22 protein-coding genes are annotated in these 26000 nt (G+C 40.9%); 5 read left to right on the top strand and 17 right to left on the bottom strand.

Annotated elements, in window-relative coordinates; all coding sequences use genetic code 11:
- Positions 1–210: 210 nt before the first annotated feature.
- Complete coding sequence (locus tag WA256_RS12145; protein ID WP_054561563.1) at positions 211–1281, top strand: DUF3083 family protein; 1071 nt, start codon at positions 211–213, stop codon at positions 1279–1281.
- Between the two features lie 77 nt (positions 1282–1358).
- Here WA256_RS12145 and argA read toward each other — a convergent pair whose 3' ends face one another.
- The 9 genes from argA to sdhC all read right to left on the bottom strand — a co-directional run bounded on the left by argA (position 1359) and on the right by sdhC (position 12732).
- A complete protein-coding gene (gene argA / locus WA256_RS12140) occupies positions 1359–2699 on the bottom strand; it encodes an amino-acid N-acetyltransferase (RefSeq protein WP_335991771.1) in 1341 nt (446 codons plus the stop codon).
- 194 nt (positions 2700–2893) lie between these two features.
- Positions 2894–3766 (bottom strand): succinate--CoA ligase subunit alpha, encoded by an 873-nt coding sequence (sucD, locus tag WA256_RS12135; protein WP_054561565.1) that lies wholly within the window; start codon positions 3764–3766, stop codon positions 2894–2896.
- Complete coding sequence (gene sucC / locus WA256_RS12130; protein WP_054561566.1) at positions 3766–4932, bottom strand: ADP-forming succinate--CoA ligase subunit beta; 1167 nt, start codon at positions 4930–4932, stop codon at positions 3766–3768. Before sucC ends, sucD begins: the two co-directional genes overlap by 1 nt.
- Positions 4933–5109: 177 nt before the next feature.
- Positions 5110–6609, bottom strand: coding sequence for a 2-oxoglutarate dehydrogenase complex dihydrolipoyllysine-residue succinyltransferase (gene odhB, locus WA256_RS12125; RefSeq protein WP_130166315.1), 1500 nt, complete (start codon positions 6607–6609; stop codon positions 5110–5112).
- 3 nt (positions 6610–6612) lie between these two features.
- Positions 6613–9432 carry a 2-oxoglutarate dehydrogenase E1 component gene (locus tag WA256_RS12120; RefSeq protein ID WP_063529502.1) on the bottom strand — a complete coding sequence of 940 codons (2820 nt, stop codon included), beginning with the start codon at positions 9430–9432 and terminating at the stop codon, positions 6613–6615.
- 84 nt (positions 9433–9516) lie between these two features.
- Positions 9517–10233, bottom strand: a complete 717-nt coding sequence (locus WA256_RS12115; protein WP_054551369.1) for a succinate dehydrogenase iron-sulfur subunit — start codon at positions 10231–10233, stop codon at positions 9517–9519.
- A 10-nt stretch (positions 10234–10243) separates the two neighbouring features.
- Positions 10244–12016: a succinate dehydrogenase flavoprotein subunit gene (gene sdhA, locus WA256_RS12110; protein WP_054561569.1), complete on the bottom strand. Its 1773-nt coding sequence runs from the start codon at positions 12014–12016 to the stop codon at positions 10244–10246.
- Entirely contained in the window at positions 12017–12364 is a 348-nt protein-coding gene (gene sdhD / locus WA256_RS12105; protein WP_054551371.1) for a succinate dehydrogenase, hydrophobic membrane anchor protein, read from the bottom strand.
- Positions 12355–12732, bottom strand: coding sequence for a succinate dehydrogenase, cytochrome b556 subunit (gene sdhC / locus WA256_RS12100; protein ID WP_335991764.1), 378 nt, complete (start codon positions 12730–12732; stop codon positions 12355–12357). The genes sdhD and sdhC overlap by 10 nt, the downstream gene beginning before the upstream one ends.
- Positions 12733–13141: 409 nt before the next feature.
- Between sdhC and WA256_RS12095 the strand changes: the two genes are divergently transcribed.
- From WA256_RS12095 to WA256_RS12085, 3 genes are all read left to right on the top strand, one after another.
- Positions 13142–14428: a citrate synthase gene (locus tag WA256_RS12095; RefSeq protein WP_054551373.1), complete on the top strand. Its 1287-nt coding sequence runs from the start codon at positions 13142–13144 to the stop codon at positions 14426–14428.
- Positions 14429–14539: 111 nt separating this feature from the next.
- Positions 14540–15754, top strand: coding sequence for an aminotransferase class V-fold PLP-dependent enzyme (locus WA256_RS12090; protein WP_335991761.1), 1215 nt, complete (start codon positions 14540–14542; stop codon positions 15752–15754).
- A 13-nt stretch (positions 15755–15767) separates the two neighbouring features.
- Positions 15768–16181, top strand: coding sequence for a SufE family protein (locus WA256_RS12085; protein ID WP_335991759.1), 414 nt, complete (start codon positions 15768–15770; stop codon positions 16179–16181).
- A 3-nt stretch (positions 16182–16184) separates the two neighbouring features.
- Here WA256_RS12085 and tcdA read toward each other — a convergent pair whose 3' ends face one another.
- The 7 genes from tcdA to WA256_RS12050 are packed head-to-tail and all read right to left on the bottom strand — an operon-like array spanning position 16185 to position 23519.
- Entirely contained in the window at positions 16185–16979 is a 795-nt protein-coding gene (gene tcdA, locus WA256_RS12080) for a tRNA cyclic N6-threonylcarbamoyladenosine(37) synthase TcdA (RefSeq protein ID WP_054561573.1), read from the bottom strand.
- The gene (locus tag WA256_RS12075; RefSeq protein WP_063529407.1) at positions 16980–17654 is read right to left on the bottom strand and encodes a TIGR01621 family pseudouridine synthase; all 675 of its coding nucleotides are present in this window, start codon (positions 17652–17654) and stop codon (positions 16980–16982) included.
- Positions 17655–17656: 2 nt separating this feature from the next.
- Positions 17657–18412, bottom strand: a complete 756-nt coding sequence (gene kdsB / locus WA256_RS12070) for a 3-deoxy-manno-octulosonate cytidylyltransferase (RefSeq protein WP_335991754.1) — start codon at positions 18410–18412, stop codon at positions 17657–17659.
- Positions 18400–18597, bottom strand: coding sequence for a Trm112 family protein (locus WA256_RS12065; protein ID WP_036968654.1), 198 nt, complete (start codon positions 18595–18597; stop codon positions 18400–18402). The genes kdsB and WA256_RS12065 overlap by 13 nt, the downstream gene beginning before the upstream one ends.
- Positions 18587–19564: a tetraacyldisaccharide 4'-kinase gene (gene lpxK, locus WA256_RS12060; RefSeq protein WP_335991751.1), complete on the bottom strand. Its 978-nt coding sequence runs from the start codon at positions 19562–19564 to the stop codon at positions 18587–18589. Before lpxK ends, WA256_RS12065 begins: the two co-directional genes overlap by 11 nt.
- Positions 19564–21306 (bottom strand): lipid A export permease/ATP-binding protein MsbA, encoded by a 1743-nt coding sequence (msbA, locus tag WA256_RS12055; protein ID WP_138617495.1) that lies wholly within the window; start codon positions 21304–21306, stop codon positions 19564–19566. The genes lpxK and msbA overlap by 1 nt, the downstream gene beginning before the upstream one ends.
- A 59-nt stretch (positions 21307–21365) precedes the next feature.
- Positions 21366–23519, bottom strand: a complete 2154-nt coding sequence (locus WA256_RS12050) for a DNA internalization-related competence protein ComEC/Rec2 (RefSeq protein WP_335991748.1) — start codon at positions 23517–23519, stop codon at positions 21366–21368.
- A 96-nt stretch (positions 23520–23615) separates the two neighbouring features.
- Here WA256_RS12050 and WA256_RS12045 point away from each other — a divergent pair, with 96 nt between their 5' ends.
- A complete protein-coding gene (locus tag WA256_RS12045) occupies positions 23616–24125 on the top strand; it encodes a DUF2062 domain-containing protein (RefSeq protein WP_054561579.1) in 510 nt (169 codons plus the stop codon).
- A gap of 132 nt (positions 24126–24257) precedes the next feature.
- Here the strand turns inward: WA256_RS12045 and WA256_RS12040 are convergent, their stop codons facing one another.
- Complete coding sequence (locus WA256_RS12040) at positions 24258–25994, bottom strand: DUF3466 family protein (protein ID WP_335991743.1); 1737 nt, start codon at positions 25992–25994, stop codon at positions 24258–24260.
- Between the last annotated feature and the right edge of the window lie 6 nt (positions 25995–26000).

Raw genomic sequence — 26000 nt, 5'->3', positions numbered from 1 at the left:
ATATTGCATGGTGACAAAACTAATGCATTATTACAAAAACAAACCCTAACATACAGTGGTTGCATCATGTTTATTGAAGATATTACGTCGATTGTTGAATACATAGTTCACAGACTCGACAAAATCGGTAAAAAAATTGTTCTAACGCAATAAAATGATCATTGACTAGCGATATAGTGCCGTCAGTTTCACTACCAATAAGGAAAAAAGATGGCTTCGCTCAATCAACATCGAGTCTATATTCCAAGCTCAGCACGTGCAAACCAGTATGTGTTAGTTGAATTTAAACCTACTGATGAGTTTTTTGCCCAGTTCACCAATGTGAGCTGTGCTTATAAGCGTCTTGCAAGGGAGTTATTTGCACTATGTGATGAGTATGAATTACATAATGTACACCTAATCGCCAACGATAAACTGCCAGTGGTACGTTACCATGATGAGGCATATAGCTTAGAAACCGCTAAGCAAATTTTGTTTTTCTATAACCCACAATACCATGAAGCACATAATGTATTTGCTGATGGTGAGCAAAAATGCAAAAAAATTCGTTTATTATTCTTAGCGACCGGTGAAGATATTCGCGCTCATGCGGCTAGTTTTCATCATAACGTGCAAAGAGTGATCAATTCACTACAAGAAAAACTACTAAGCGGCCAACCACCTCTTAAAATTCGTGACCACCAACATCTAACTTATGATTTATTTGCTAAAGCGAAAGGTCACAAAGAAAGCTATGGCTATAAATTACGTAGCTTATATCCACGTTACCAGTCTCGCCAATGTCATTTACCAAATGAACACAGTGAGATGACATACGCTGGGTTTTCGATTCCAGTAACTCGCGCCATTAAAACGCAATTTCAGCATATGTTGAATGAAGAGAATTACACGCAGTTTTATCAATACATCTTTGATGCATTCAAACGAGCATGTGATAAACGCGGATTAACACTCGGCGCTTTCATCGCTAACGGTACCCGCCCTATTGTTCGTAATAGCAATATTGATAACGCACAAAGTAACAGCGAACTGCAAAAGCTAACCTTTGATTGCAGCTCTGAGCAGGTGCAATTACAACAGTATTGGGATGCAGATCAACTTGTAGATTCACTACATTTTGTGATTGCCGCAGCCGATAAAGACAAGCATGACATTGGTTATGGTAAGTTTATGAATCAAGTGCAAAGTGCGATAAATGAAGTTACTGACGAGCTGGCATTTAATCCAACTCGCCAAGATTTACGCGTGCGTTTTTATCAGCACATTAACTATCAATATTAAGAGTATACCCAAGCCCCCTCAAGATGCTGAAACTCGCACCCTGAGGATGTTTGGGTATATAAGAGGTGACGCATGCGTCACCTCTTATTACCTAGCTTAGTTAAATCTAGCCGCAATACTTTAGAGCGGCGTTCATGGTTATAAAGCGCTTTTTTCTTCGCAGGTAGTTCATCAACTGTCACTAATTCAAAGCTTTGCTCTAAAAACCAGTGAATGCTGCGTGTAGTGAGTGCAAATAAATGCGAATAACCCGCACGTTTAGCCTTATTAATAATAAACCTTAGTAGATAACTGCCGCGATCGGCATCTCGGTACTGAGGGTGAACAGCCAAACTTGCAAACTCCCCCACTTGTTCATCTGCAAACGGATACAAAGCCGCACACGCTATAATAAGACCATCACGCTCAATAACCGTAAATTGTTCAATTTCGATTTCTAGCTGTTCACGAGAACGGCGCACCAAATAACCTTGCTGTTCAAGGGGTCTTATAAGGTTAATGATTCCGGTAATATCAGCAATACTTGCACTTCGTAATTGCTCAGAGCTTTGTGGTGCGATTTGTGTACCAATACCATCTAAAGAGAACAGCTCTTGTAATAAGGCGCCATCTTCTTTGTAACTAACAAGATGGCAACGATGTACGCCACCTCGACAAGCATCAATTGCAGCTTGTAAGAATACGGTTGCGCTTACACATGAGTCAGGTTGCTTGCGATAGTTTACTAGTAGCTGCTCAGCTTCATTTGGCATTAGCTCTGCAATCGCCTCACCATTTTCATCCAAAATACCGGCTTCTTTACAAAAGCCAAGCATTTTATCGGCGCGTAGTTTGAGAGCTACTTGCGTAGCAATTTCTTCAGCAGTTAAGTTAAAGCTTTCACCTGTAACAGACGCCGCTATTGGCCCAAGCAGAACAATTCCGTTGTTATCTAACTGGTGGCGAATACCCGCAACATCGATACGTCTCACTCTACCTGAATGATGATAATCAACACCTTCATCAACACCTAAAGGCTGAGCAATAACAAAATTACCACTCACCACATTTAAAAATGAGCCAGACATTGGGGTGCTACTTAAAGACGTAGATAAACGCGCGGTTATATCGAACTGCATTGCACCCGCAACTTTTTTAATTACATCAAATGTTGCGTTATCAGTTACACGTATCTCATTATGAAACTGACTAGTTATGCCAACTTGTTCAAGCGCTGCGTTAAACTGTGGGCGAGCACCAAACACTAAAACAATCTTAATACCAAGACTAGTTAATAACGCGACATCGTTGATGATGCTGCGACAACCAGACTGATCGATCGCCTCTCCGCCAAGCATAACAACGAATGTTTTACCGCGGTGAGCATTAACGTATGGGGTTGACTGGCGAAATCCATCTACCAATTCTGTGGTACGCACGTAATATTTACCTTATTAAAGTCGAGTGTTTTAATGAAAACAGATATACAAGCCACAAGTGTAGAGAATTTATATTCACAAATAAAGCATTATTATTCTTAATTTGTGGTTGGAATTTTCTTGTCGGGTAGAAGGATGTGATAGATACAAAAAAGGCCCGCATAAGCGAGCCTTTTTTAAGAGATTAGAACTGATTACCAGCCTGTTTTCTCTTTAAGTGCATTACCGATATCAGCTAATGAACGTACAGTTTTTACGCCAGCAGCTTCTAATGCAGCAAATTTCTCATCAGCAGTACCTTTACCGCCTGCGATGATTGCACCAGCGTGACCCATACGCTTACCTGGAGGTGCAGTAACACCCGCAATGTAAGAAACAACTGGTTTAGTCACGTTGTGCTTGATGTATTCTGCAGCTTCTTCTTCTGCAGTACCACCGATTTCACCGATCATAACAATAGCTTCAGTTTGCTCGTCTTTTTCGAACATTTCTAAAACGTCGATGAAGTTAGTGCCAGGGATTGGGTCACCACCGATACCAACACATGTTGATTGGCCGAAACCAGCGTCAGTAGTTTGCTTAACCGCTTCGTAAGTAAGAGTACCAGAACGTGATACGATACCTACTTTACCAGGCTTGTGGATGTGACCAGGCATGATACCGATCTTAGTTTCACCCGGAGTGATAACACCTGGGCAGTTAGGACCGATCATACGAACACCAGTTTCATCAAGCTTAACTTTAACGTCAACCATGTCTAGTGTTGGGATACCTTCAGTGATACAAACGATTAGCTCGATGCCAGCATCGATAGCTTCTAAGATTGCATCTTTACAGAAAGGTGCTGGTACGTAGATAACTGATGCAGTTGCGCCAGTTGCTTCAACAGCGTCACGTACTGTGTTGAATACTGGAAGACCAAGGTGCGTTTGACCGCCTTTACCTGGGCTTACACCACCAACCATTTGTGTACCGTACTCAAGCGCTTGCTCAGAGTGGAAAGTACCTTGGCCACCTGTGAAACCTTGACAGATAACTTTTGTATCTTTATTGATTAATACAGACATTATTTGCCCTCCGCAGCAGCAACAACTTTTTCAGCTGCGTCTGTTAGTGATTCAGCAGCGATGATGTTAAGGTCAGAACTAGCTAGTACTTCACGACCAAGTTCAGCGTTAGTACCTTCTAAACGTACTACTACAGGAACGTTAACACCTACTTCTTTAACTGCGCCGATGATACCTTCTGCGATCATGTCACAACGTACGATACCACCAAAGATGTTAACTAAAACAGCTTTAACGTTGTCGTCAGATAAGATGATCTTGAATGCTTCAGATACACGCTCTTTAGTTGCACCGCCACCAACATCTAGGAAGTTAGCTGGCTTGCCACCGTGTAGGTTTACGATGTCCATAGTACCCATTGCTAGGCCTGCACCGTTAACCATACAACCAACGTTACCGTCTAGTGCAACGTAGTTAAGCTCGAAGCTTGCAGCGTGAGCTTCACGCGCATCTTCTTGTGAAGGATCGTGCATTTCACGGATTTTAGGTTGACGGTAAAGCGCGTTACCATCTACACCGATTTTACCGTCTAGACAGTGAAGGTTACCTTCGTCTGTGATTACTAGAGGGTTGATTTCTAATAGAGCGAAATCGAAGTCGTTGAACATGTTAGCAAGACCCATGAAGATCTTAACGAACTGTTTCATTTGAGTAGGGTTTAAACCTAGTTTGAAGCCTAACTCACGAGCTTGGTAAGCTTGAGGACCAACTAGTGGATCGATCTCAGCTTTGTGAATTAGTTCTGGAGTTTCTTCTGCAACTTGCTCGATTTCAACACCACCTTCAGTAGATGCCATGAAAACAACTTTACGAGAAGCACGATCTACTACAGCGCCAAGGTATAATTCGTTAGCGATGTCAGTGCAGCTTTCAACAAGAATTTTTGATACTGGCTGACCATTTTCGTCTGTTTGGTAAGTAACTAAGTTTTTACCTAACCAGTTCGCAGCGAACTCTTTAACTTCGTCAGTTGTTTTAACTAGCTTAACACCGCCAGCTTTACCACGGCCACCTGCGTGAACCTGTGTTTTAACAACCCACATATCACCGCCGATTTTCTCAGCAGCTGCTGCAGCTTCTTCAGGTGTATCGCAAGCGAAACCTTGAGAAACTGGTAAACCATATTCGGCAAAAAGTTGTTTTGCCTGATACTCATGCAAATTCATGATGCTTTATCCAATTTTTTATACTAAAAGAGCTGAATATTTATGCAAAATAAACAGCTATCCCAAATTGCGCACTTAGTATAAATCCCAAGGCTCCACATGAAAACCCCAGTTAGACCAAAGGCGCAAAAAAAAAGCTGTGAACGAGGTTCACAGCTTAGTTTTCATACAACCAGATTAAACATCTAGTAGTAAACGAGTCGGATCTTCAAGTAACTCTTTAATTGTTACTAAGAAACCTACTGATTCTTTACCATCGATTTGGCGGTGATCATAAGATAACGCTAAGTACATCATTGGTAAGATTTCAACTTTACCATTTACAGCCATAGGACGCTCTTGGATTTTGTGCATACCTAAGATTGAAGACTGTGGTAAGTTGATGATTGGTGTAGATAGTAATGAACCGAATACACCACCGTTAGTGATAGTGAAGTTACCACCTGTCATGTCATCAATTGATAATTTACCGTCACGACCTTTAAGCGCTAGCTCACGGATACCTTTTTCGATTTCAGCAACTGATAGCTTGTCACAGTCTTTAAGAACTGGAGTAACAAGACCACGTGGTGTAGAAACCGCGATGCTGATGTCGAAGTAGTTGTGATAAACAATATCATCACCGTCGATAGACGCATTTACTTCAGGGAAACGCTTAAGTGCTTCAGTAACTGCTTTCACGTAGAAAGACATGAAGCCTAAACGGATACCGTGACGCTTTTCGAATACTTCTTGGTACTGCTTACGAAGGTCCATGATTGGCTTCATGTTAACTTCGTTGAAAGTCGTTAACATTGCAGTTGAGTTTTTCGCTTCAAGAAGACGATTAGCGATTGTTTTACGTAAACGAGTCATAGGAACACGTTTTTGTGTACGGTCACCCATAGGTGCTGCTGGCGCTGCTGCTTCTGCTTTAGGAGCTGCTGCCGGTGCTTTTAAGAATGTATCAACATCTTCTTTAGTTACACGGCCATTTTTGCCAGTACCTTTAATTTTTGATGCATCAAGGCCTTTCTCAGCGATTAAACGACGAACTGACGGCGTTAATACGTCAGAGCTGTCATTTGATTCGCTTGCTGGTGCTGCTTCAGCTTTAGGAGCTGCTGCTGCCGGTGCTGCACCCGCTTTAACTGTACCAATTACTTGCTCACCAAGTACTGTTTCGCCTTCAGCGTGAATGTGCTCACCCATGATACCGTCTTCTTGAGCAACAACTTCAAGAACAACTTTATCAGTTTCGATGTCAACAAGGTTTTGGTCGCGAGTTACCGCTTCACCTGGTTGAACGTGCCAAGTAGCAATTGTCGCGTCTGCGACTGATTCTGGAAGTACAGGTACTTTAATGTCCACTTCTTTACCTTCTGATGCTGGTGCTGATTGCGCCGCTGGCGCGTCTTCTGATTTAGCTGGTGCTGATTCGTCACTTGCTGGTGCAGCATCTGCATCACCAAGTAATGCAATTACTTGTTCGCCAAGTACCGTTGCACCTTCTTCTTGTGAAATTTCAGTGATTACACCGTCATTTGGTGCAACAACTTCTAAAACAACTTTATCTGTTTCGATATCTACTAAGTTTTGGTCGCGGCTTACTTTGTCGCCAACACTTACGTGCCATGTTGCAACAGTAGCATCAGCAACCGACTCAGGAAGTACAGGAACTTTAATTTCTGTGCTCATTGCTTATCCTTTCTTTTCAATAGTAAGCGCATCTGCAACGAGCGCTTGTTGTTCTTTATTATGCACTGACATGTAACCACACGCTGGTGATGCTGATGCTTTACGACCTGCGTAAGTTAATTTAGCACCGGCTGGGATTGCATCAACAAAGTGGTGTTGAGAACAATACCATGCACCTTGGTTTTGTGGCTCTTCTTGACACCAAACAAAATCTTTAACGTGTTGGTAACGCTGCATGATTGTATCCATCTCAGCGTGTGGGAATGGATATAATTGTTCTACACGAACAATAGCAATGTTATTTAATTCTTGCTTACGACGCTCTTGTAGTAGCTCGTAGTAAACTTTACCGCTACAGAATACAACGCGTTCTACTTTATCTGCAGCAATATCATCGATTTCATCGATCATATTGTGGAACACACCTTCAGATAACTCTTCAAGTGAAGATGTTGCCAACGGGTGACGAAGTAGCGACTTAGGCGTCATAACAATCAATGGACGACGAAGTGGACGTACAGATTGACGACGAAGCATTGCATAAACTTGCGCAGGTGTTGAAGGAACACATACTTGCATGTTGTGATCAGCACACAACTGTAAGAAACGCTCTAAACGTGCCGAGCTATGCTCAGGACCTTGACCTTCATAACCGTGTGGAAGTAAACATGTAAGACCACATAAACGGCCCCACTTCTGCTCACCTGAACTTAAGAATTGGTCAAATACAACTTGTGCACCGTTAGCGAAGTCACCAAATTGTGCTTCCCACATTACAAGTGACGTAGGTTCAGCTGTTGCGTAACCATATTCAAATGCAAGTACTGCTTCTTCAGACAGAACTGAGTCATACACTTCAAATGCACCTTGCTTTTCGCTGATATTTTGCAGCGGCAAGTATGTTGATGCATCTTTTTGGTTATGAACAACAGCATGACGGTGGAAGAATGTACCACGGCCTGAATCTTGACCTGTTAAACGGATATCTGTACCTGCATCAACAAGTGTTGCATAAGCAAGTGTTTCAGCCATACCCCAATCAAGTGGTTTTTCACCTGTCGCCATTAGCTTACGGTCGTCGTAGATTTTCTTAACGCGCGACTGTGCTTTGTGGCTTTCTGGGAAGCTTGCTACTTTTTCGCCAAGCTCTTTTAACTTTTCAACCGATACTGTTGCATCGTACTCAACATCCCAATCATGACCAACAAACTTAGCCCAATCAGAAGAGTGTGATGTTTCTAGTTGAATTTCTTCAACAACACAGTTGCCTTTGTCTAAACCGTTACGGTAATCATCAGCAAGTGCTTTAACTTCATTTTCTGAGAATGAACCTTCAGCAACTAATTGGTCTGCGTAAATTAGACGAGGTACTGGATGCTTTTTGATTTTTTGGTACATAAGTGGTTGAGTCGCATTCGGCTCATCCGCTTCGTTATGACCATGACGGCGATAACATACTAAATCAATCACTACATCACGTTTAAACTGGTTTCTGAAATCAAGTGCGATTTGAGTAACAAATGCAACCGCTTCAGGATCGTCAGAGTTAACGTGGAAAATTGGTGCCTGAACCATTTTCGCAATATCAGTACAGTATGGTGTAGAACGTACATCAGACTGTTTAGACGTTGTGAAACCAACTTGGTTATTTACAACGATACGGATACTACCACCACAACTAAATGCATTAGTTTGCGATAAGTTAAATGTTTCTTGTACAACACCTTGACCTGCGATTGCAGAGTCACCGTGAATAGTAATTGGTAATGCTTTAATACCTGACTTATCACCTAGACGGTCTAGACGAGCACGTACCGAACCCATAACCACTGGGTTAACGATTTCTAAGTGAGACGGGTTAAATGCAAGTGCCATGTGCACGTTGCCACCGTTAGTTGCAAAGTCAGATGAATAACCCATGTGATATTTAACATCACCTGAGCCTAATGTGTCTTTGTGTTTACCAGCGAACTCATCGAATAATTCTGATGGGTTTTTACCTAAAACGTTCACTAGTACGTTCAAGCGACCGCGGTGAGCCATACCAATAACAGCTTCTTTTTGTCCGCTTTCACCTGCACGATGAATTAGTTCTTTAAGCATTGGTACTAACGCATCACCACCTTCAAGTGAGAAACGTTTTGCACCAGGGAACTTAGCCCCTAAATATTTTTCAAGGCCATCTGCAGCTGTTAATCCTTTAAGGATACGTAGCTTTTCTTCTTTAGAGAACGTTGGACGTGATTGCACTGATTCTAAACGTTGTTGTAACCAACGTTTTTCTTCAGTTGAAGTGATGTGCATATACTCAGCACCTACCGACCCACAATAAGTCGTTTTGAGTGCTTGATATAGCTCACCTAATGGCATGGTTTCGCGACCGACAGCAAACGAACCCACATTGAATTCACGGTCAAAATCAGCTTCAGATAAATCGTGGTACTCTAATTCTAGATCACGAACACGTTCGCGTTGCCAAATACCTAATGGATCTAGGTTGGCATTTTGGTGACCACGGAAACGGAAAGCATTAATAAGTTGTAGCACCTTGACCTGTTTAGGATCGCCAGAGCCACCCTCTGCTACCACTACTTCTCTATGCTTGTTTTTAGCAAGCTGTGCAAATTGTGAACGAACTTCTGAATGTTTAACGTCAACATCCACACCATCAACTTTTGGTAATTGTTCGAACACTTCTCGCCATTCTTCTGGCACAGAAGTCGCATCATCTAAGTACGCTTCATAAAGCTCTTCTACGTAAGCAACGTTACCGCCGTTTAAGTGAGAAGATTCTAGCCATGCCTTCATCACACCTTCGTGCATTTATAAGCCCTTTTCTTTAGCGCAGAAATTAATTGTTGTAAAAACAAGGTGGTTAATCACTTAACCACCTTACATATTCAAGCTTTAAACAGCGCGGTTTAATAGCATTGATTTGATTTGTCCAATTGCTTTGGTCGGGTTAAGACCTTTTGGACACACGCTAACACAGTTCATGATACTGTGACAACGGAACACGCTGAACGCATCGTCAAGGTCAGCAAGACGCTCCTCAGTAGCTGTATCGCGGCTATCAGCCAAGAAACGATACGCATGAAGAAGACCCGCAGGACCGATGAACTTGTCTGGATTCCACCAGAACGAAGGACACGATGTTGAACAACATGCACATAAGATACACTCATATAAGCCATCTAACTTATCACGTTCTTCGATTGACTGAAGACGCTCACCCGCCGCAGGCGTGTCGTTGATTAGGTAAGGCTTAACTTTTTCGTATTGAGTGTAGAACTGACTCATGTCAATAACAAGGTCACGTACCACAGGTAAACCTGGTAAAGGACGAATTACAATTTTACCTTTGCCACCTTTAAGTAGCGTTGATAAAGGAGTAATACACGCTAAACCGTTTTTACCATTCATGTTGATACCGTCTGAACCACACACACCTTCACGGCATGAACGACGGAATGATAATGTTGGATCTTGCTCTTTTAATTGCATAAGCGCATCCAATACCATCATATCTTGGCCTTCTTGCGTTTCTAGCGAGAAATCCTGCATACGTGGTGCATTATCAACATCTGGATTGTAACGATAAACCGAAAATTGTACTTGTGCCATCGTCTCGCTCCTAGTATGTACGTGCTTTAGGTGGGAAAGCTTCACGCAGTTTCGGCGCGTAGTTTACTTCACGTTTTGTCATTTCATCTGTAACTGGGTTATAGATAGAGTGACATAGCCAGTTATCGTCATCACGATCTGGGAAGTCAAAACGAGAGTGTGCACCACGGCTTTCTGTACGGAAGTTTGCAGCTACTGCTGTTGAGTATGCTGTTTCCATCAAGTTATCAAGCTCTAGACATTCGATACGTGCAGTGTTGAACTCAGTTGACTTGTCGTCAAGACGAGCGTACTGAAGACGTTCACGAATTTCTTTAAGCTCTTTAAGACCTGTTGCCATTGCATCACCTTCACGGAATACCGAGAAGTTAAGTTGCATACACATTTGTAGGTCTTTCTTGATTTGTACTGGGTCTTCACCTTGGCCAGCTTTAGAGTTTTCCCAACGGTTAAAACGTGCAAGTGATGCTTCAAGGTCTGAATCAGACGCGTCTTTACCTGCTTCAACACCGTTAAGGTACTTACCTAAGAAATTACCAGCTGCGCGGCCGAATACAACTAAGTCAAGTAGTGAGTTACCACCTAGGCGGTTAGCACCGTGTACAGATACACATGCAATCTCACCAACAGCGAATAAACCTTCAACTACTTTCTCTTGGCCGTTTGCATCAATTTGTAATGCTTGACCATTTACGTTAGTTGGAACACCACCCATCATGTAGTGACATGTTGGGATAACTGGAATTGGTTCTTTAGCTGGATCAACGTGTGCGAATGTTTTCGCAAGGTCACATACGCCTGGAAGACGTAAGTTAAGTGTTTCTTCACCTAAGTGGTCAAGCTTAAGCTTGATGTGTGGGCCGTAAGGACCATCACAACCACGACCTTCACGGATCTCAGTCATCATTGAACGAGCAACAACGTCACGAGACGCTAAGTCTTTTGCATTTGGTGCGTAACGTTCCATGAAGCGTTCGCCGTCTTTATTTAGAAGGTAACCACCTTCACCACGACAACCTTCAGTTACAAGTACACCGGCACCGGCGATACCTGTTGGGTGGAACTGCCACATTTCCATATCTTGCATTGCAACACCAGCACGTGTAGCCATACCAACACCGTCACCAGTATTGATGTGTGCATTCGTTGTCGATGCGTAGATACGGCCTGCACCACCTGTTGCTAAAACAACAGCTTTTGATTTGAAGTAAACAACTTCGCCAGACTCGATGTCGATTGCTGTACAACCAACAACGTGACCGTCGCTGTTTTTAACTAAATCTAGTGCGTACCACTCAGAGAATACGTTAGTTTTGTTTTTAACGTTCTGTTGGTATAAACAGTGTAATAGCGCGTGACCAGTACGGTCAGCTGCTGCTGCAGTACGTGCAGCCTGTTCACCACCAAAGTTTTTCGACTGACCGCCGAAAGGACGTTGGTAAACACGGCCATTTTCAAAACGAGAAAATGGTAAACCCATGTTTTCTAATTCAGTAATAGCTTCTGGGCCTGTTTTACACATATATTCGATAGCGTCTTGGTCACCGATGAAATCGGAACCTTTAACAGTATCGTACATGTGCCATTCCCAGTTATCTTCATGCGAGTTACCCAGAGCAACCGTAATACCACCCTGTGCAGACACAGTGTGAGAACGTGTAGGGAAAACTTTTGAGATAAGTGCACAGGTTTTGCCTGATTCAGTGATAGCTAGTGCTGCGCGCATACCCGCACCACCTGCACCAATCACTACAGCGTCAAATTCACGAACAGAATAATTCACTTAAACACCCCATAAAACGATTAGACCAATTGCTACGTAAGCAACAGCCATAAGGTTTAATACAAAGCCTAAAACAGCACGTAATTTAGCGCATTTAACATAGTCAGTAAGAACTTGCCAAAGGCCGATACGGGTGTGAACCATGATGCAAACTAGGGTAATTAAGGTAAACCCTTTCATTGCTAGGTTAGAGAATAGGCCTTGCCAGGCTTCGAAAGTGACTTCTGGCGTACATAAAAAATAGCCGATAATAAAAATCGCGTAAGCGCTAATTATTAATGCTGTTGCACGTAGTGATACGAAATCTTGTACACCATCACGTTTAAGAGTTGCTTGATTTAAAACCATATCCACACTCCTGCTAGAATTGCAGCTACAACACCTAAAGCTAATGCGACTTTAGCGCTGAAGTTACCTGATTCAAGTTCTTCCCAGTGACCCATGTCCATAATGATATGACGGATACCACCGATTAAGTGATACGCCAATACAGAAATGGTGCCCCATGCTATGAATTTGGCAATTAATCCGCTGAACAGACCCTTGACGAATTCAAAACCTTCTGCAGAAGAAAGAGACTCAGACCAAGCCCAAATGACAAACGTTAAAGCAAAAAATAATGCAACACCGGTGACGCGGTGAAAAATTGATGCTTTAGCCGTTGCCGGCATAGATATAGTTGTTAGATCTAGATTTACAGGTCTTTGCTTTTTCACAGTTACTTGCCCATCTTGCCCACTAAGGAGCTCATCTACTTGTTTTTCTAAAACCCATCAAAATGAATTTCGATGGAACTATCTAAGTAAACCGTGTTGATACACAAAAAGTTCACACTTATGCAAAACTCAAATGTAAAAATAAAGTTTACCTACAGACAATACGGTATAAAACCTTGGATAGTATATATAGCCAAAGGTCTTTTTACAATTCTTGTTTAGTAAGAGACGTTTGCGAATTAGCCAATAGTATAATATTTAATCCTGGCAGAATATTTATTATCCATTTGTGCATAATGTTTATAAAAATTGACTTTATACCCCTCTTTCACGTTAAAATGAAAAGAATGTGCTTAAACAGATTCAGAACATAACAATCAGAGTTGTTATCTTAATAGGAGATAAATAGATGGCGGATAAGAAAGCCACGGTCCATATTGATGGTCTTGATCCAATCGAACTTCCAATTTACCAAGGCACTGCTGGCCAAGACGTAATCGACGTACGTACGTTAGGTTCACACGGTCACTTCACTTACGACCCAGGTTTCATGTCGACCGGTTCTTGTGAATCTTCAATCACTTACATCGATGGCGGCAAAGGTGTTTTACTACACCGTGGTTACCCAATCGAGCAATTAGCTGATGAATCAAACTACATCGAGCTTTGCTACTTACTATTAAACGGCGAATTACCGACTAAAGAACAATACGAAGCGTTTGCTCAAGAAATCACGCACAACACAATGCTTGATACTAAAATCGCAAACTTCTTCCAAGGTTTCCGCTTTGACGCTCACCCAATGGCAATGCTGTGTGGTGTTGTAGGTGCTCTTTCTTCTTTCTACCACGAAGATTTAGACATCACTGACGCAACACAACGTAAAACAAGCGCAATCAAGCTAGTTGCTAAATTACCAACTATCGCTGCGATGGCTTACAAATACAATGTAGGTCAACCGTTTGTTTACCCACGTAACGACTTAAGCTTCGCTGAAAACTTCTTACACATGATGTTCTCAGTACCAGCTGAAGAATACAAAGTAAGCCCTGTTCTTGCTAAAGCAATGGACAAAATCTTCATGCTTCACGCTGACCACGAGCAAAACGCATCAACGTCAACTGTTCGTCTAGCTGGTTCTTCAGGTGCTAACCCTTACGCGTGTATCGCGGCTGGTATCGCATCTTTATGGGGCCCTGCGCACGGTGGTGCTAACGAAGCATGTCTTAACATGTTAGAAGAAATCGGCTCTGTTGACCGTATTGACGAGTACGTTGCTAAAGCGAAAGATAAGTCTGATCCTTTCCGTCTTATGGGCTTTGGTCACCGTGTATACAAAAACTTCGACCCACGTGCGACAGTAATGCGTCAAACATGTCACGAAGTACTTGCTGAGCTAAACATTCAAGATCCACTTCTTGATATCGCTATGAAGCTTGAGCAAATTGCACTTGAAGACCCATACTTCGTTGAGAAGAAACTTTACCCTAACGTAGATTTCTACTCAGGTATCATCTTAAAAGCAATCGGTATTCCAACAAGCATGTTCACTGTAATCTTTGCAATGTCACGTACTGTTGGTTGGATCTCTCACTGGGATGAGATGCTTTCTCAACCTGGTCACAAGATCAGCCGCCCTCGTCAGTTATACACTGGTGAAACTTCACGCGATTACGTACCAACAGACAAGCGTTAATACGAATTTGCGTTTAAAAAAGGCCGCTATGCGGCCTTTTTTGTTGCCCTGCACTTGTCTATTTGTGCAAAGTAATTAAAATCGTCGCATTCTTGTAGCTTAAGGCCTTTCATGTTCGATATCACAAAAATACGTGCTGACTTTCCCATACTGAATGAAACAGTCAATGAGCAGCCTTTGGTGTATTTAGACTCAGCAGCTACCTCGCAAAAGCCACAGGCAGTTATTAATGCTCTTAGCCGTTTTTATAGCCACGAGAACGCCAATGTGCACCGCGGCCGCCATACACTCAGTGAAAACGCGACACGCCAATATGAGCATACACGAACGCTACTTGCAGATTATTTTTCTGTAAAAAATAATGAGATAGTGTGGACCAAAGGGGCAACCGAATCGATTAATTTAATCGCAAATGGTCTGGCTTCGAGGCTTAATGCTGGCGATAAAATTGCCCTATCTGCTATTGAACACCACGCTAACATCGTCCCTTGGCAACAGCTAGCTCAGCGTACCGATGCAGAAGTCATTATTTTGCCGATAGAAAATGATTTAACTATTAATAGCGTGCACTGTAGTGAATTTATCAAGCAACAAAAGCCTAAAATAGTCGCTATTACCCATGCATCAAATACCCTTGGGAATATCACTGATTTAGCGCCAATCATTAGCGCATGTAAAGCCATTAATGCTATTTCTGTTATTGATGGTGCGCAGGCAGCGATGCATTTACGCCCTAATTTACAAGAAATTTCCTGTGATTTTTACGTGTTTTCTGCCCATAAAATGCTCGGGCCGACAGGTTTAGGAGGCCTATATGGCCGATTTGAGCTGTTAAATTCGCTCGATGTATATCAAACCGGTGGCGAAATGATCGAAACAGTGAACCTAACACACAGCACTTTTCGTGATGCGCCGGGTAAATTTGAAGCAGGAACACCCAATATTGCAGGTGTCATTGCCTTTAGTGAGGCAATAAATTATTTAATATCGTTAGATTTTCAGCAAATGCGTCAACATGAGCATACAGTTTTTGACTATGCGATAAAACAATTATCAGCTATTGATGGTATTAATATCTATTCAAACCAAACAGATAACATCGGTAACATTAGTTTTAATTATCGCGATGAACATCCGTTTGATTTAGCCACCCTACTTGATGGATTTGGCGTTGCCGTGCGTAGTGGCCATCATTGTACGCAACCTATAATGAGTCATTTAGGCATCCCAGGTACTGTACGAGCAAGTTTTGCGTTATATAACACTAAAGCTGATGTCGATGCATTTATCAGTGCTGTTAAAAGTAGTATTGAGTTATTAGATTAATTTTGGATAAGTTATGAATTCAGCGTTTGAAGCCATTAGTAAAAACATTGAAACAGCTGCTGGGTGGCAGCAAAAATATCGCCAAATAATGCTCTTAGGTAAGCAATTACCTGTTATGCCTGAAGTACTCAAAGTAGATGATGCCCTTGTTAAAGGATGTGAAAGTAAAGTGTGGCTGTATATCGACTTTGATCATACAGAAAACAGCCTAGTTTTAGCGGGCGATTCAGATACTCGCATCGTTAAAGGACTATTGGCTTTAATTTTAGCCTTATACAATGGTCTAACACCGGAGCAAGCAGCGCAAATAAATGCCTATGATGAATTTGAACGACTCGGTCTAATTAGCCATTTGAGCCCTTCTCGTGGTAATGGTATTAAAGCCATGGTTGATAAAATTCAAACCATGGCTGAACAAAAACAATAAGTTTTATAAACTACGCTGTTTTTTATCAAGGTATTTTCTAATCGCTTTGGCTGCAACAAAAAAGCCAAAGCTGCCTGTCACCATGGTTGCAGAGCCAAAACCATTATTACAGTCCATATTCATTGAACCATCTGCACCTTGTTTTGCTTGGCAAACCTCACCTTCAGAGGTTGGATATACAAGCTGCTCTGTAGAATAAACACAATCGACGTTAAATTTTCGCTTTGGATTGCTACTAAAGTTGTACTGTTTTCGCAAAATATAACGTACTTTTGCAAGCAATGGATCATGGGTTGTCTTTGCAACGTCACCAAAACTGATTTGACTAGGGTCGGTTTGCCCGCCTGCGCCTCCGGTTGTAATAACCGGTAGTTTTATGCGTTTACAGTGAGCAATAAGCGCAGCTTTTTCTTTTACAGCATCAATACAATCAATCACATAGTCAAAACCTTGAATATGCTCACGAATGTTATCAAGCGTAATGAAATCGTCAATAACATTAATTTTGATATCTGGATTTATAAGCTCACAACGTGTTTTCATCGCTTCTACTTTTGCTTCGCCTACGGTGCCAGTTAAAGCATGAATTTGACGATTAACATTGGTTGCACAAATATCATCTAAATCAATGAGGGTTAGTTGCCCTACACCCGTTCGAGCCAATGCTTCAGCAGCCCAACTCCCTACGCCACCAATACCAATGACACAAAAATGTGCTTGTTGTAACCAATCAAATTGTTGATGGCCATATAAACGTTTAATGCCACCAAAACGGATGTCTTGTGTTGTTTCTTTCATTTACCAATCCAACGTCCAAGGAGCTGTCCACTCTTTGAATTCGTCTGAGTTAAAAACTTCATTAAGATGAGTACCTAAAGTGTAATCACATCGATACTCTTTAAGCTGCTCTTTATAGCTAAATTGTAGTGCATAGGCATGCAAGTTTGTGCGTTCGTCTTTACTACCAGCATAGGTACTATCACCTAGAATTGGAGCGCCTAAGCTTTTCATCGCGACTCTAAGCTGATGTGTCTTACCAGAGAATGGCTTTAACAAGTATGCACGAAGCCCTGGTCGAATACTTTTTGAGTAAAAGCGTGTGATAGCTGGATTCGTTTGGCTCTTTAACAGCTTAAATGCACCACGACGACTTTTCTGCATATCCCCTTTTATCCAACCTTGCTTTTTCTTAGGCTTAGCATCACTTACGGCTAGATAAAACTTATTTATTTTATGATCAGAAAATAGCGAAGTGAATTCGGCTGCTGCTTCTTTGTTACGGGCTAATATAATTAAACCTGATGTTACTTTATCTAGCCTATGAACCGGATAGAGCTTCTCATTAACAAGCTCTTCAGCAAGTACGACAAAACCAGCACATTGTTCACTATGAAAGCTCACACCTGCTGGTTTATAAAAAACAAAGAAGTCATCTTCACTGGCATGAAGATGAACATTGTTTACATCATGCATTTTTAGTTGCCAAGCACTGCAATAACGCGCGCTAAGTCTTCAGGGGTATCTACGCCTGCTTGCGGTGCACACAGAGCTTTTGCGATTTTAATTTTGTGACCATGATAAAGTACGCGAAGCTGCTCTAATGACTCTAAAAGCTCTAAACGAGATTCTGGTAATTCGATGTAGTCCTTAATAAAGCCAGCACGATAAGCATAAATACCAATATGGCGCGCAAAATCAGCAAGATCTAGCTTATCTCGGTCATCATTCATCATCGCATCACGGTGATAAGGGATTGGCGAACGCGAAAAATACAGTGCATTGTTGTCTGCATCGTTAATGACTTTTACACAGTTGGGATTAAATATATCATCAATCTCATCAATGCTGGTGCTCAAAGTCGCCATTGGCGCATCAGAATCAGCAAGTAGCATGGCAACTTGAGATACATTTTCGCTTGCCAATAAAGGCTCATCACCTTGCACGTTGACAACAATAGTGTCACTTTCAAGTTTTAACTGTTCAACAACTTCAGCTAAACGTTCTGTGCCTGATTGGTGATCTTCTCGTGTCATCAATACATTATCAGTAAACTTCTTTACTGCATCAAACACTGTTTGATGATCAGTCGCTACATAAACGTGTGATGCACCTGATGCAACCGCTTTTTCATAAACATGTTGGATCATTGGTTTACCACAAATATCAGCAAGTGGTTTACCTGGTAAACGCGTCGATGCGTAGCGAGCTGGGATAACGACTACGAATTCCACTTATCAACCTCTTCTTGGCTTAATTCACGGGCTTCATTTTCTAAAAGCACCGGGATATCGTCTTTGATTGGGTACGCTAGTTTCGCAGCAGTACTGATAAGCTCTTGATTTTCTTTATCAAGACGTAATTTACCTTTACACACTGGGCAAGCGATAATTTCAAGTAATTTTGTATCAAAGGCCATTGAGGATCCCTTTTTGTTTTAATAATAAATTAAGTTTTTCGATAACTGCTGCTGTTGGCTTTGCATCAACAGGTAAATAATACCAATTTGGTTTAGCAAAACTAAAGCATTTAACTGCATCTTTTTCTGTCATAAATACAGCGTCATCTGCAAAATCGCTAAAGTCATTTGCTTGGTAGGCATAATGATCACGAAAATGATGAGTTGATAGTAAGTTAATGCCTTGCTGCTCAAGACTTATTTCAAAGCGTTTGGGGTTACCAATAGCACTGACCGCATGGCCTTTATCTTGAACTGAATTGACAAGTTCTGAATTACTTACGGTACGAAATGGGCTTGATGTTAAATCATAGCGGCTTTGAGCGTTGCCACCATTTTCTATGACTAAATCAACCGATTTTAAGCGCGCTTTGGTTTCACGAAGTGGACCTGCAGGCATTAATAAACCGTTACCAAATTGGCGTTCACTATCAACGATACAACATTCGATATCACGCGCCATTTTATAATGCTGCATGCCATCATCAGAAATAATGACATCGATATCATGTTGCTCTAATTTTTTTATACTCGCTTGTCGGTCAGGGCCAACCATTACAACACAACCTAGGCGGCGTTTAATAAGTACAGGTTCGTCACCAGCTTGCGCTGTGCTCGTTTGTTCAGTCACTAACAAAGGATACGAATCAGACTGTCCACCATAGCCACGACTGATCACCGCTACTTTTAAACCTTGCTGCTGTAAGTACTCAGCGAGCCAAATAACAAATGGCGTTTTGCCGTTTCCACCCACACTAATATTACCAACAACAATGACAGGAAGATGCGCTTTAAATGCTTTTAGTATATTAAGCTTATATAACAAAGCACGAAGCGTTGAGATAAGCCAAAAAAGCACACTGAAAGGTAACAGCAGAACGCTGAGTAAGCCTGGCTTTTTATACCAGCTTTTTTCAATAACACTCACTACTGCTCACCAAACTGCATCTTACATAACGCACTATAGGTACCGTCTTTTTCAAGTAGCTCGCCATGCGTGCCCTTTTCGATAACTTGACCATGGTCGATAACATAAATGCAATCACTGTTTTCTATTGTTGATAAACGGTGTGCTATCACAATCGATGTTTTTTCTTTCATTAAGCTATCAAGTGCTTGCTGGATCAGTTTTTCAGATTCAGTATCAAGCGCAGATGTCGCTTCATCAAGAATCAAAATAGGGGCATCTTTTAATATTGCACGAGCAATGGCTATTCGCTGACGCTGACCGCCTGATAACATAACGCCGTTTTCACCCACCATGGTATCTAAACCTTCTGGTAAGTCTTTAACAAACTCCCAAACATGGGCTTGCTTGGCAACCGCCATTAACTCCTCGTTTGTTAATTCGCGGTCAAGGCCATAGCAAATGTTATTCGTAATAGTGTCGTTAAATAAAACCACTTGCTGAGATACCAGTGCAAATTGCTTACGTAAGTCTGTCAGTTTGTAATCAGCAATGTTGACGCCATCAAGCAAAATTTCACTGTCACCTTCAAGCTCATAATAACGCGGTAATAAATTTGAGATGGTCGATTTACCTGATCCAGAACGGCCAACCAATGCGATGCTTTCGCCTGCATTAATCGAAAGAGATAAATTCTTTAATACAGGCTCATCTTTCGTTGGGTATTTAAAGGTCACATTGTTCACTTCAATTTTCCCAGTTACTTTGTCAACGCTGTAAGTGCCAGTGTCTTTTTCTACTTCTTCATCAAGTACTAAAAAGATACTTTGCGCTGCCGAAATACCACGTTGTAAATCGCTATTAACGTTAGAAAGTTGCTTCAGTGGGCGTAATAACATCATCATTGATGAAATAAGTAATACGAAGTCACCTGAACTGATGGTATCAATCATCGACGGCATAGACACAACCCATAAAATCACGGCCATCGCGCTTGCTGCCAAAATTTGGATAACAGAAACGCTTAACGCTTTAGTTGCATCCATTTTAATGCGCTGCTGACGATTATGATTATTAATAGCCGAGAATTGCGATATCTCTTGCTGTTGACCACCAAAGCCATGAATCACCTTGTGACCAGATAGCATTTGCTCTGAACTGCGAGTTACTTGGCCCATAGCAGATTGGATTTTTTTCGAAATCATACGAAAACGTTTCGATACAAAGGCAACGATCACGGCCACCAGCGGAATAATGACTAAAAATATCAGTGATAGCTTCCAACTGGTATAAAACATATTAAATAGTAAGAAAACAACAAACGCCCCTTCTCTCACCACAATTAACAGCGCTTTAGTAATTGCCTGTTGTACTTGCTCTGTATCGAAAGTGATTTTAGAAATTAAATCACCATTAGAATTTTTGTCATGAAAAGACACCGGCAGATGTAAAATATGTTCGAATAATTGTTGGCGCAACGTTCTTACAACTTGAGAGCCTACATAACTTAAACAGTACGACGACATATAGTTAAACATGCCACGACCTAATACCAATGCAATTACAACAAATGGTGCATAAGTTAAAACATCAGTGTTACGATCATTTAAACCTTCATCAATGAAGGGCTTCATTAAATTGATAAACAATGCATCCATGGCGGAATAGCCAATCATGCCTACAATGGCGAAAAACGCGATTAACTTATAATCACCCACATAACTGATTAATCGCTTATAGATTTGGGATGTAGTTTGATCCATAACACTCTCTTATTCATAGACTTCGACTATTGTAGCCTTTAGGGGGTAAAAACAAAACGTCAATCTTGTTCGAACCAATAACTTTCCTGCTCTCGCGCAAATTCTAAGCGATATTTATCTTCGTAAAATTTTATGCGTATATGGCCATATTCTGCCGTCGATAACTGCTGTATATGGTGTTGGTTATAACGATTTACAACCTCAGGATGAGGAAAGCGCCATTGCCCTTGATAAGCAGATGAATGGATAACTACTTCAGGGTTTACTGAATCTATAAATTCATAACTTGAAGAAGTATTACTACCATGATGGGGGCTTATTAAAATAGTCGCTCGTAAATCCTTCCCCGCTTCAACAAGCTTAGTTTCTGCCGCTGCGGATATGTCCCCAGTCAGTAACACTGAGTAATTAAAACCCGTTACTTTTAATAAACACGACTGATCATTACGACTCGCATTTTCTACCTTTGCTGTAAAACTTCTGATTTTAAGCTCATCAAGCTTGAGCGTTGTTGTTTTGCACTTATTTCCCAGCCCCTGAGGATGAAAGATAGTTAGAGTGTCTTGAAACCCTGCCATTTGCCAACTTGTTAAACCGCCAGAATGGTCGTTATCTAAGTGGCTTATTATTGTTGCGATAACAGATAACTGTTGTTTAATGATGTTGTTGAGTAATACACGGCGTACATAATCATAACGGCCAAAATACTGTGGGCCTAAATCATAAATTATCGCTTTGTTTTTGTGGCTTACCATCACCATTAATCCATGCCCGACATCAAACACATCTAACTGAAACTTAGCTTCTGGCTGTAATTCACTATCAACGGCATATACACAAACAGGAATTAAGCACACATATTTATTTGGGCTAATGTACAACAGCAGAAGTGTTATGTAACTTATGATCAATAATGAAAAACTAAACTCATTGAGCGAGAACCAACGCCAGTCATTAGGGATAGAAAGTAGTAATTGATAGCCATAATACAGCGCAGTGTCGACGAGTGATAACAAACCAGAAATATCCTGTAGACTAGAAACCAAACTATAAAAAATTAAGAAAGGCAATAACAGCACACCAACCAAGGGCACAGCAATAAGGTTAATCAATAAACCTATGACACTAGTGCCTGAGAAGTAATATAAGGATAGAGGCAGTAGACCGACAAATAAAGCGCACTGAACTTGCAGTAGCTGTGCAAATCGCTTTAAAAAACCAAGTGACAAATTAACTGTGTTTTTAGTCAGTAGAAAGATGATCGTAACGGCCAAAAAACTGAAATAGAGCCCAGGGTTCAAAAGTGCAAATGGGTCTATAAACAACACAACACTCAAGGCGTACAAAATTGAACGCCAACGCACTGGGTTTTTCCCTAGGTTATAAATAACAAGGTAACAGCCTAACATCAGCAGCGCTCGGCTTGCGGAAACTATAAAATCACTTAAGTAGACATAGACGAACGTGCAACTGAACCCTACAAAAACAAATAACTTATTTAATTGAATTGATTGGCTTACGCGTAAATGACTCATTCTTAACAGCCACTTACTACTATAAAAGCCGACTGCAAAGATAAGTCCGATATGAAGACCTGAAATAGCTAGTAGATGAGACAAACCTAATTCACGTAAGTGTTTTCTATCTTCATAGCTTATTTTACTTTTGTCACCGGTTAAAAGCGCATAATAAAGCCATTGTAATTGGGTGCTTGCCGTCACTTTTTCAATATATGTGCGGTAACTCATACGCAGGGAGTTATATCGATGATGATTTAAATTGCTTATCTCCCCTACGCTTCGGCCTTTATAAAATACTCGCTCAAGTAATGCTTGCCGTTCTCTATCAAAACTATAGAAATTTTTTACCGATCTGTAAGGTTTAAGTTTGAGTTCTGCGCTTAATTCATCTCCACGAGTAACAGGTTGATCTGAAGTAATGCTTAGCATTGCATTAGGAGCAGGTCGAATGCCTGTAGAGCAATATTCAATATTTTTCAGACTTGCTTTAATGTAATAAGGGCTTTGTTCACTGTATGTTTCAACTACCTCAAATCGAACTAATCGGCTTTGTTGATAATTGATTTGACAGTCAGAGATTGAGTAAAAAATGAAGTAATGAAAAATCACTACTAAAATAGCGCAAATAAACCCTGACAATAGAGTTAAAAAAGGCTTAAAATAGGCACCTGCTAGCAATACAGCAAAACTCATTATATAAAACGCCGCAGTGCCAAATGTATATAGGGTGAAAAAACAGCCTATGACAAAGCCGCTGCATAACCAAATAGATGTAAATGGTTGCTTTAAATGGCTAAGAAAACGATCCAACGCTTTTTACCTGATCATAACAAGGTAAAAGAACACAAGTATTTAAGAATTTTTGGTCGTTTATTGCATGATGCCAATTTATGGCACTTAAATAGACGCTCAGCACGCGGTGCATTTGCTGTTGGTTTATTTTTTGCGTTCATCCCTGTTCCTTTTCAAATGGTTCTTGCAGCCGCCCTGGCTATTCCATTTCGAGTAAATTTACCGATTTCTGTTGCAACAGTGTGGATCACTAACCCACTGACCATGCCTCCTATTTTCTATTGTTCATATATTGTAGGCACGATTGCCCTTGCTCAACCACAGCAGCACTTCCAATTTGAACCAAGCTGGCAATGGTTTATAGATAGCCTTACAACAATTGGCCCAGCATTTTTAGTAGGTTCATTTATTTGTGCAACAGCTGCGGCAATCATTGGTTATTTTGGTACCGACATGCTTTGGAAACGCTCAGTCCGTAAAGCATGGATACACCGCCATAAAAAATAACTGATTTCAGTATAGACAAAAAACCCAGCTTAAAGCTGGGTTTTTTATTTCTTGCAAGAAAGCTATTTGCTTTGCATAAAGCTCTCTAATATACCAATCCGCTTAATTAAGTATTATTGCGGGTTGGTATTATTACTTCTTACGAAATACACGACGTGCTGCTGCAAATGGTAATAGCAATAATGCATACCAAGGGAAGCTAGCTGATTGACGCTCGTATTGTTCAATCTCTTCTGCAGGACATTCTTCAACACTGCCATCAATTGGTGTTAACTTAACAGCCACTGCGACACTTTCATATTCGATATTGCCATTAACATCGACTACAACGTTACCGAATGAATCTGTCTTTTCAACAGTTTTAGTCGCAACACCGAAGATTTCATTATTGTTGTTAATTGATTTCGCTTCAGCAACCGTGTATTTAAAGCGAGTCTCACCATCTTCTTCATAACAAGGTAATAAATCGTTTAAGTTAACAACTGAATCTTCACCAATGGTGTACATGAAACCTTCACGACGACGGGTAGAAGTATTGTAAATATCTGTTTCGCCCTCACCAACAATAATACCATTGTCATTGATATCGTTAGCTAATGAACTTGAGCTTGAAAAGTAATCCGTTGGGAAAACAACGCTATCGCTATTTTTATCGTAGTAGAAAAATTTTGTACGCGTTGTACCGTCGATTCGCTTGCTCGCATAGCCAACAATAACATCGTTATTATTAACCGCTAAAGGCTGACCTGAAATCCAATCATCTTCTTGGTCGATAAATTCTTTTACTTCACCATTTTCGAAAATAACAGGCATAGTAATACGTGTGCTATTACTCTTATAACGCACATCAGACGTACCAACCACTAAACCATTTTCGTTGATCGCAAGTGCGTTACTACGGAACGCGAAATCTTCATCATCTTCAGGCGTTAAACCTAAGCCATACATTTCTGTATTGGTGATGTTTAGATTACTGTCTAATGTCCACTTAACAGCACGTTTATTATAAATACCCGTTGAATAAGTACGGTTGTACGCTTCTACACAGTCTGAAACTGGTTCATCTTCTCCGTCACAGTTATCAGTAATATCATCCAGTGGATCAACCGCAATGTCAGTAGAGACAGTGCCTACTACTTCATAGCCATTTGCTGTTTTGATAATATCATTTGCTGAGCTAACACCACCATACTCATCAAACTCTGGTGCTATTTCAACTTTCACACCGTCTTCGCTGATAACAATTGCACGGCTAATGAAGTCTCTTAAAAAGTGGGTTTCTTCTTCGTCTTCATCTGTTTGAGTGAACGATGTTTTTTCGTAAGGTGCACTGCCCCAACCAACCATCACACCGTCATCTGTTACAGCATTTAGTAGATTAGAAGTCGAGCGTGTTAAGCCATCAAAATCAAGAGACTGTTCATCAAATAAAACTTGTTCTGAAGCACCTTCAGATGTGTAAAGTGTTGTAATTGCACTTGATAATTTTTGATATTCTGAGTCAGTTGAACGACCTGTTAAAAAACTTACCATAAATGCATGAGCATCGGCATTTGTATTTACCGCATCGTTATTCTCAATATCATCAAGCGTGAATGTAATTTCTTTATCAATGAGTTCATACTGCTTTTTAGCTGTATCATAAGCATCTTTGATCGACGAATCTGTAAAATCGATATAAGTGACATCAACGGGTAATTTGTAAAGGCCATTTGCTAAGCCTATGATGTGACCGTTTTCACTAACATCTGTTACGTAGTTAAATTTAGCGCCATCAATTCCACCTAATTCTTCTAATTTATAGGTTGCGCTCATCGCTGAGGTACTTAGGGTGGCTAAAATACTGGCAGCGAGTAATTTGTATTTCATTTTAAT

This window comes from Pseudoalteromonas sp. CH_XMU1449-3 (assembly GCF_037027245.1).
Taxonomy (GTDB): Bacteria; Pseudomonadota; Gammaproteobacteria; order Enterobacterales; family Alteromonadaceae; genus Pseudoalteromonas; species Pseudoalteromonas shioyasakiensis.
Note: the sequence above shows the minus strand (reverse complement) of the source record. Positions and strands in the feature narration are given on the sequence as shown.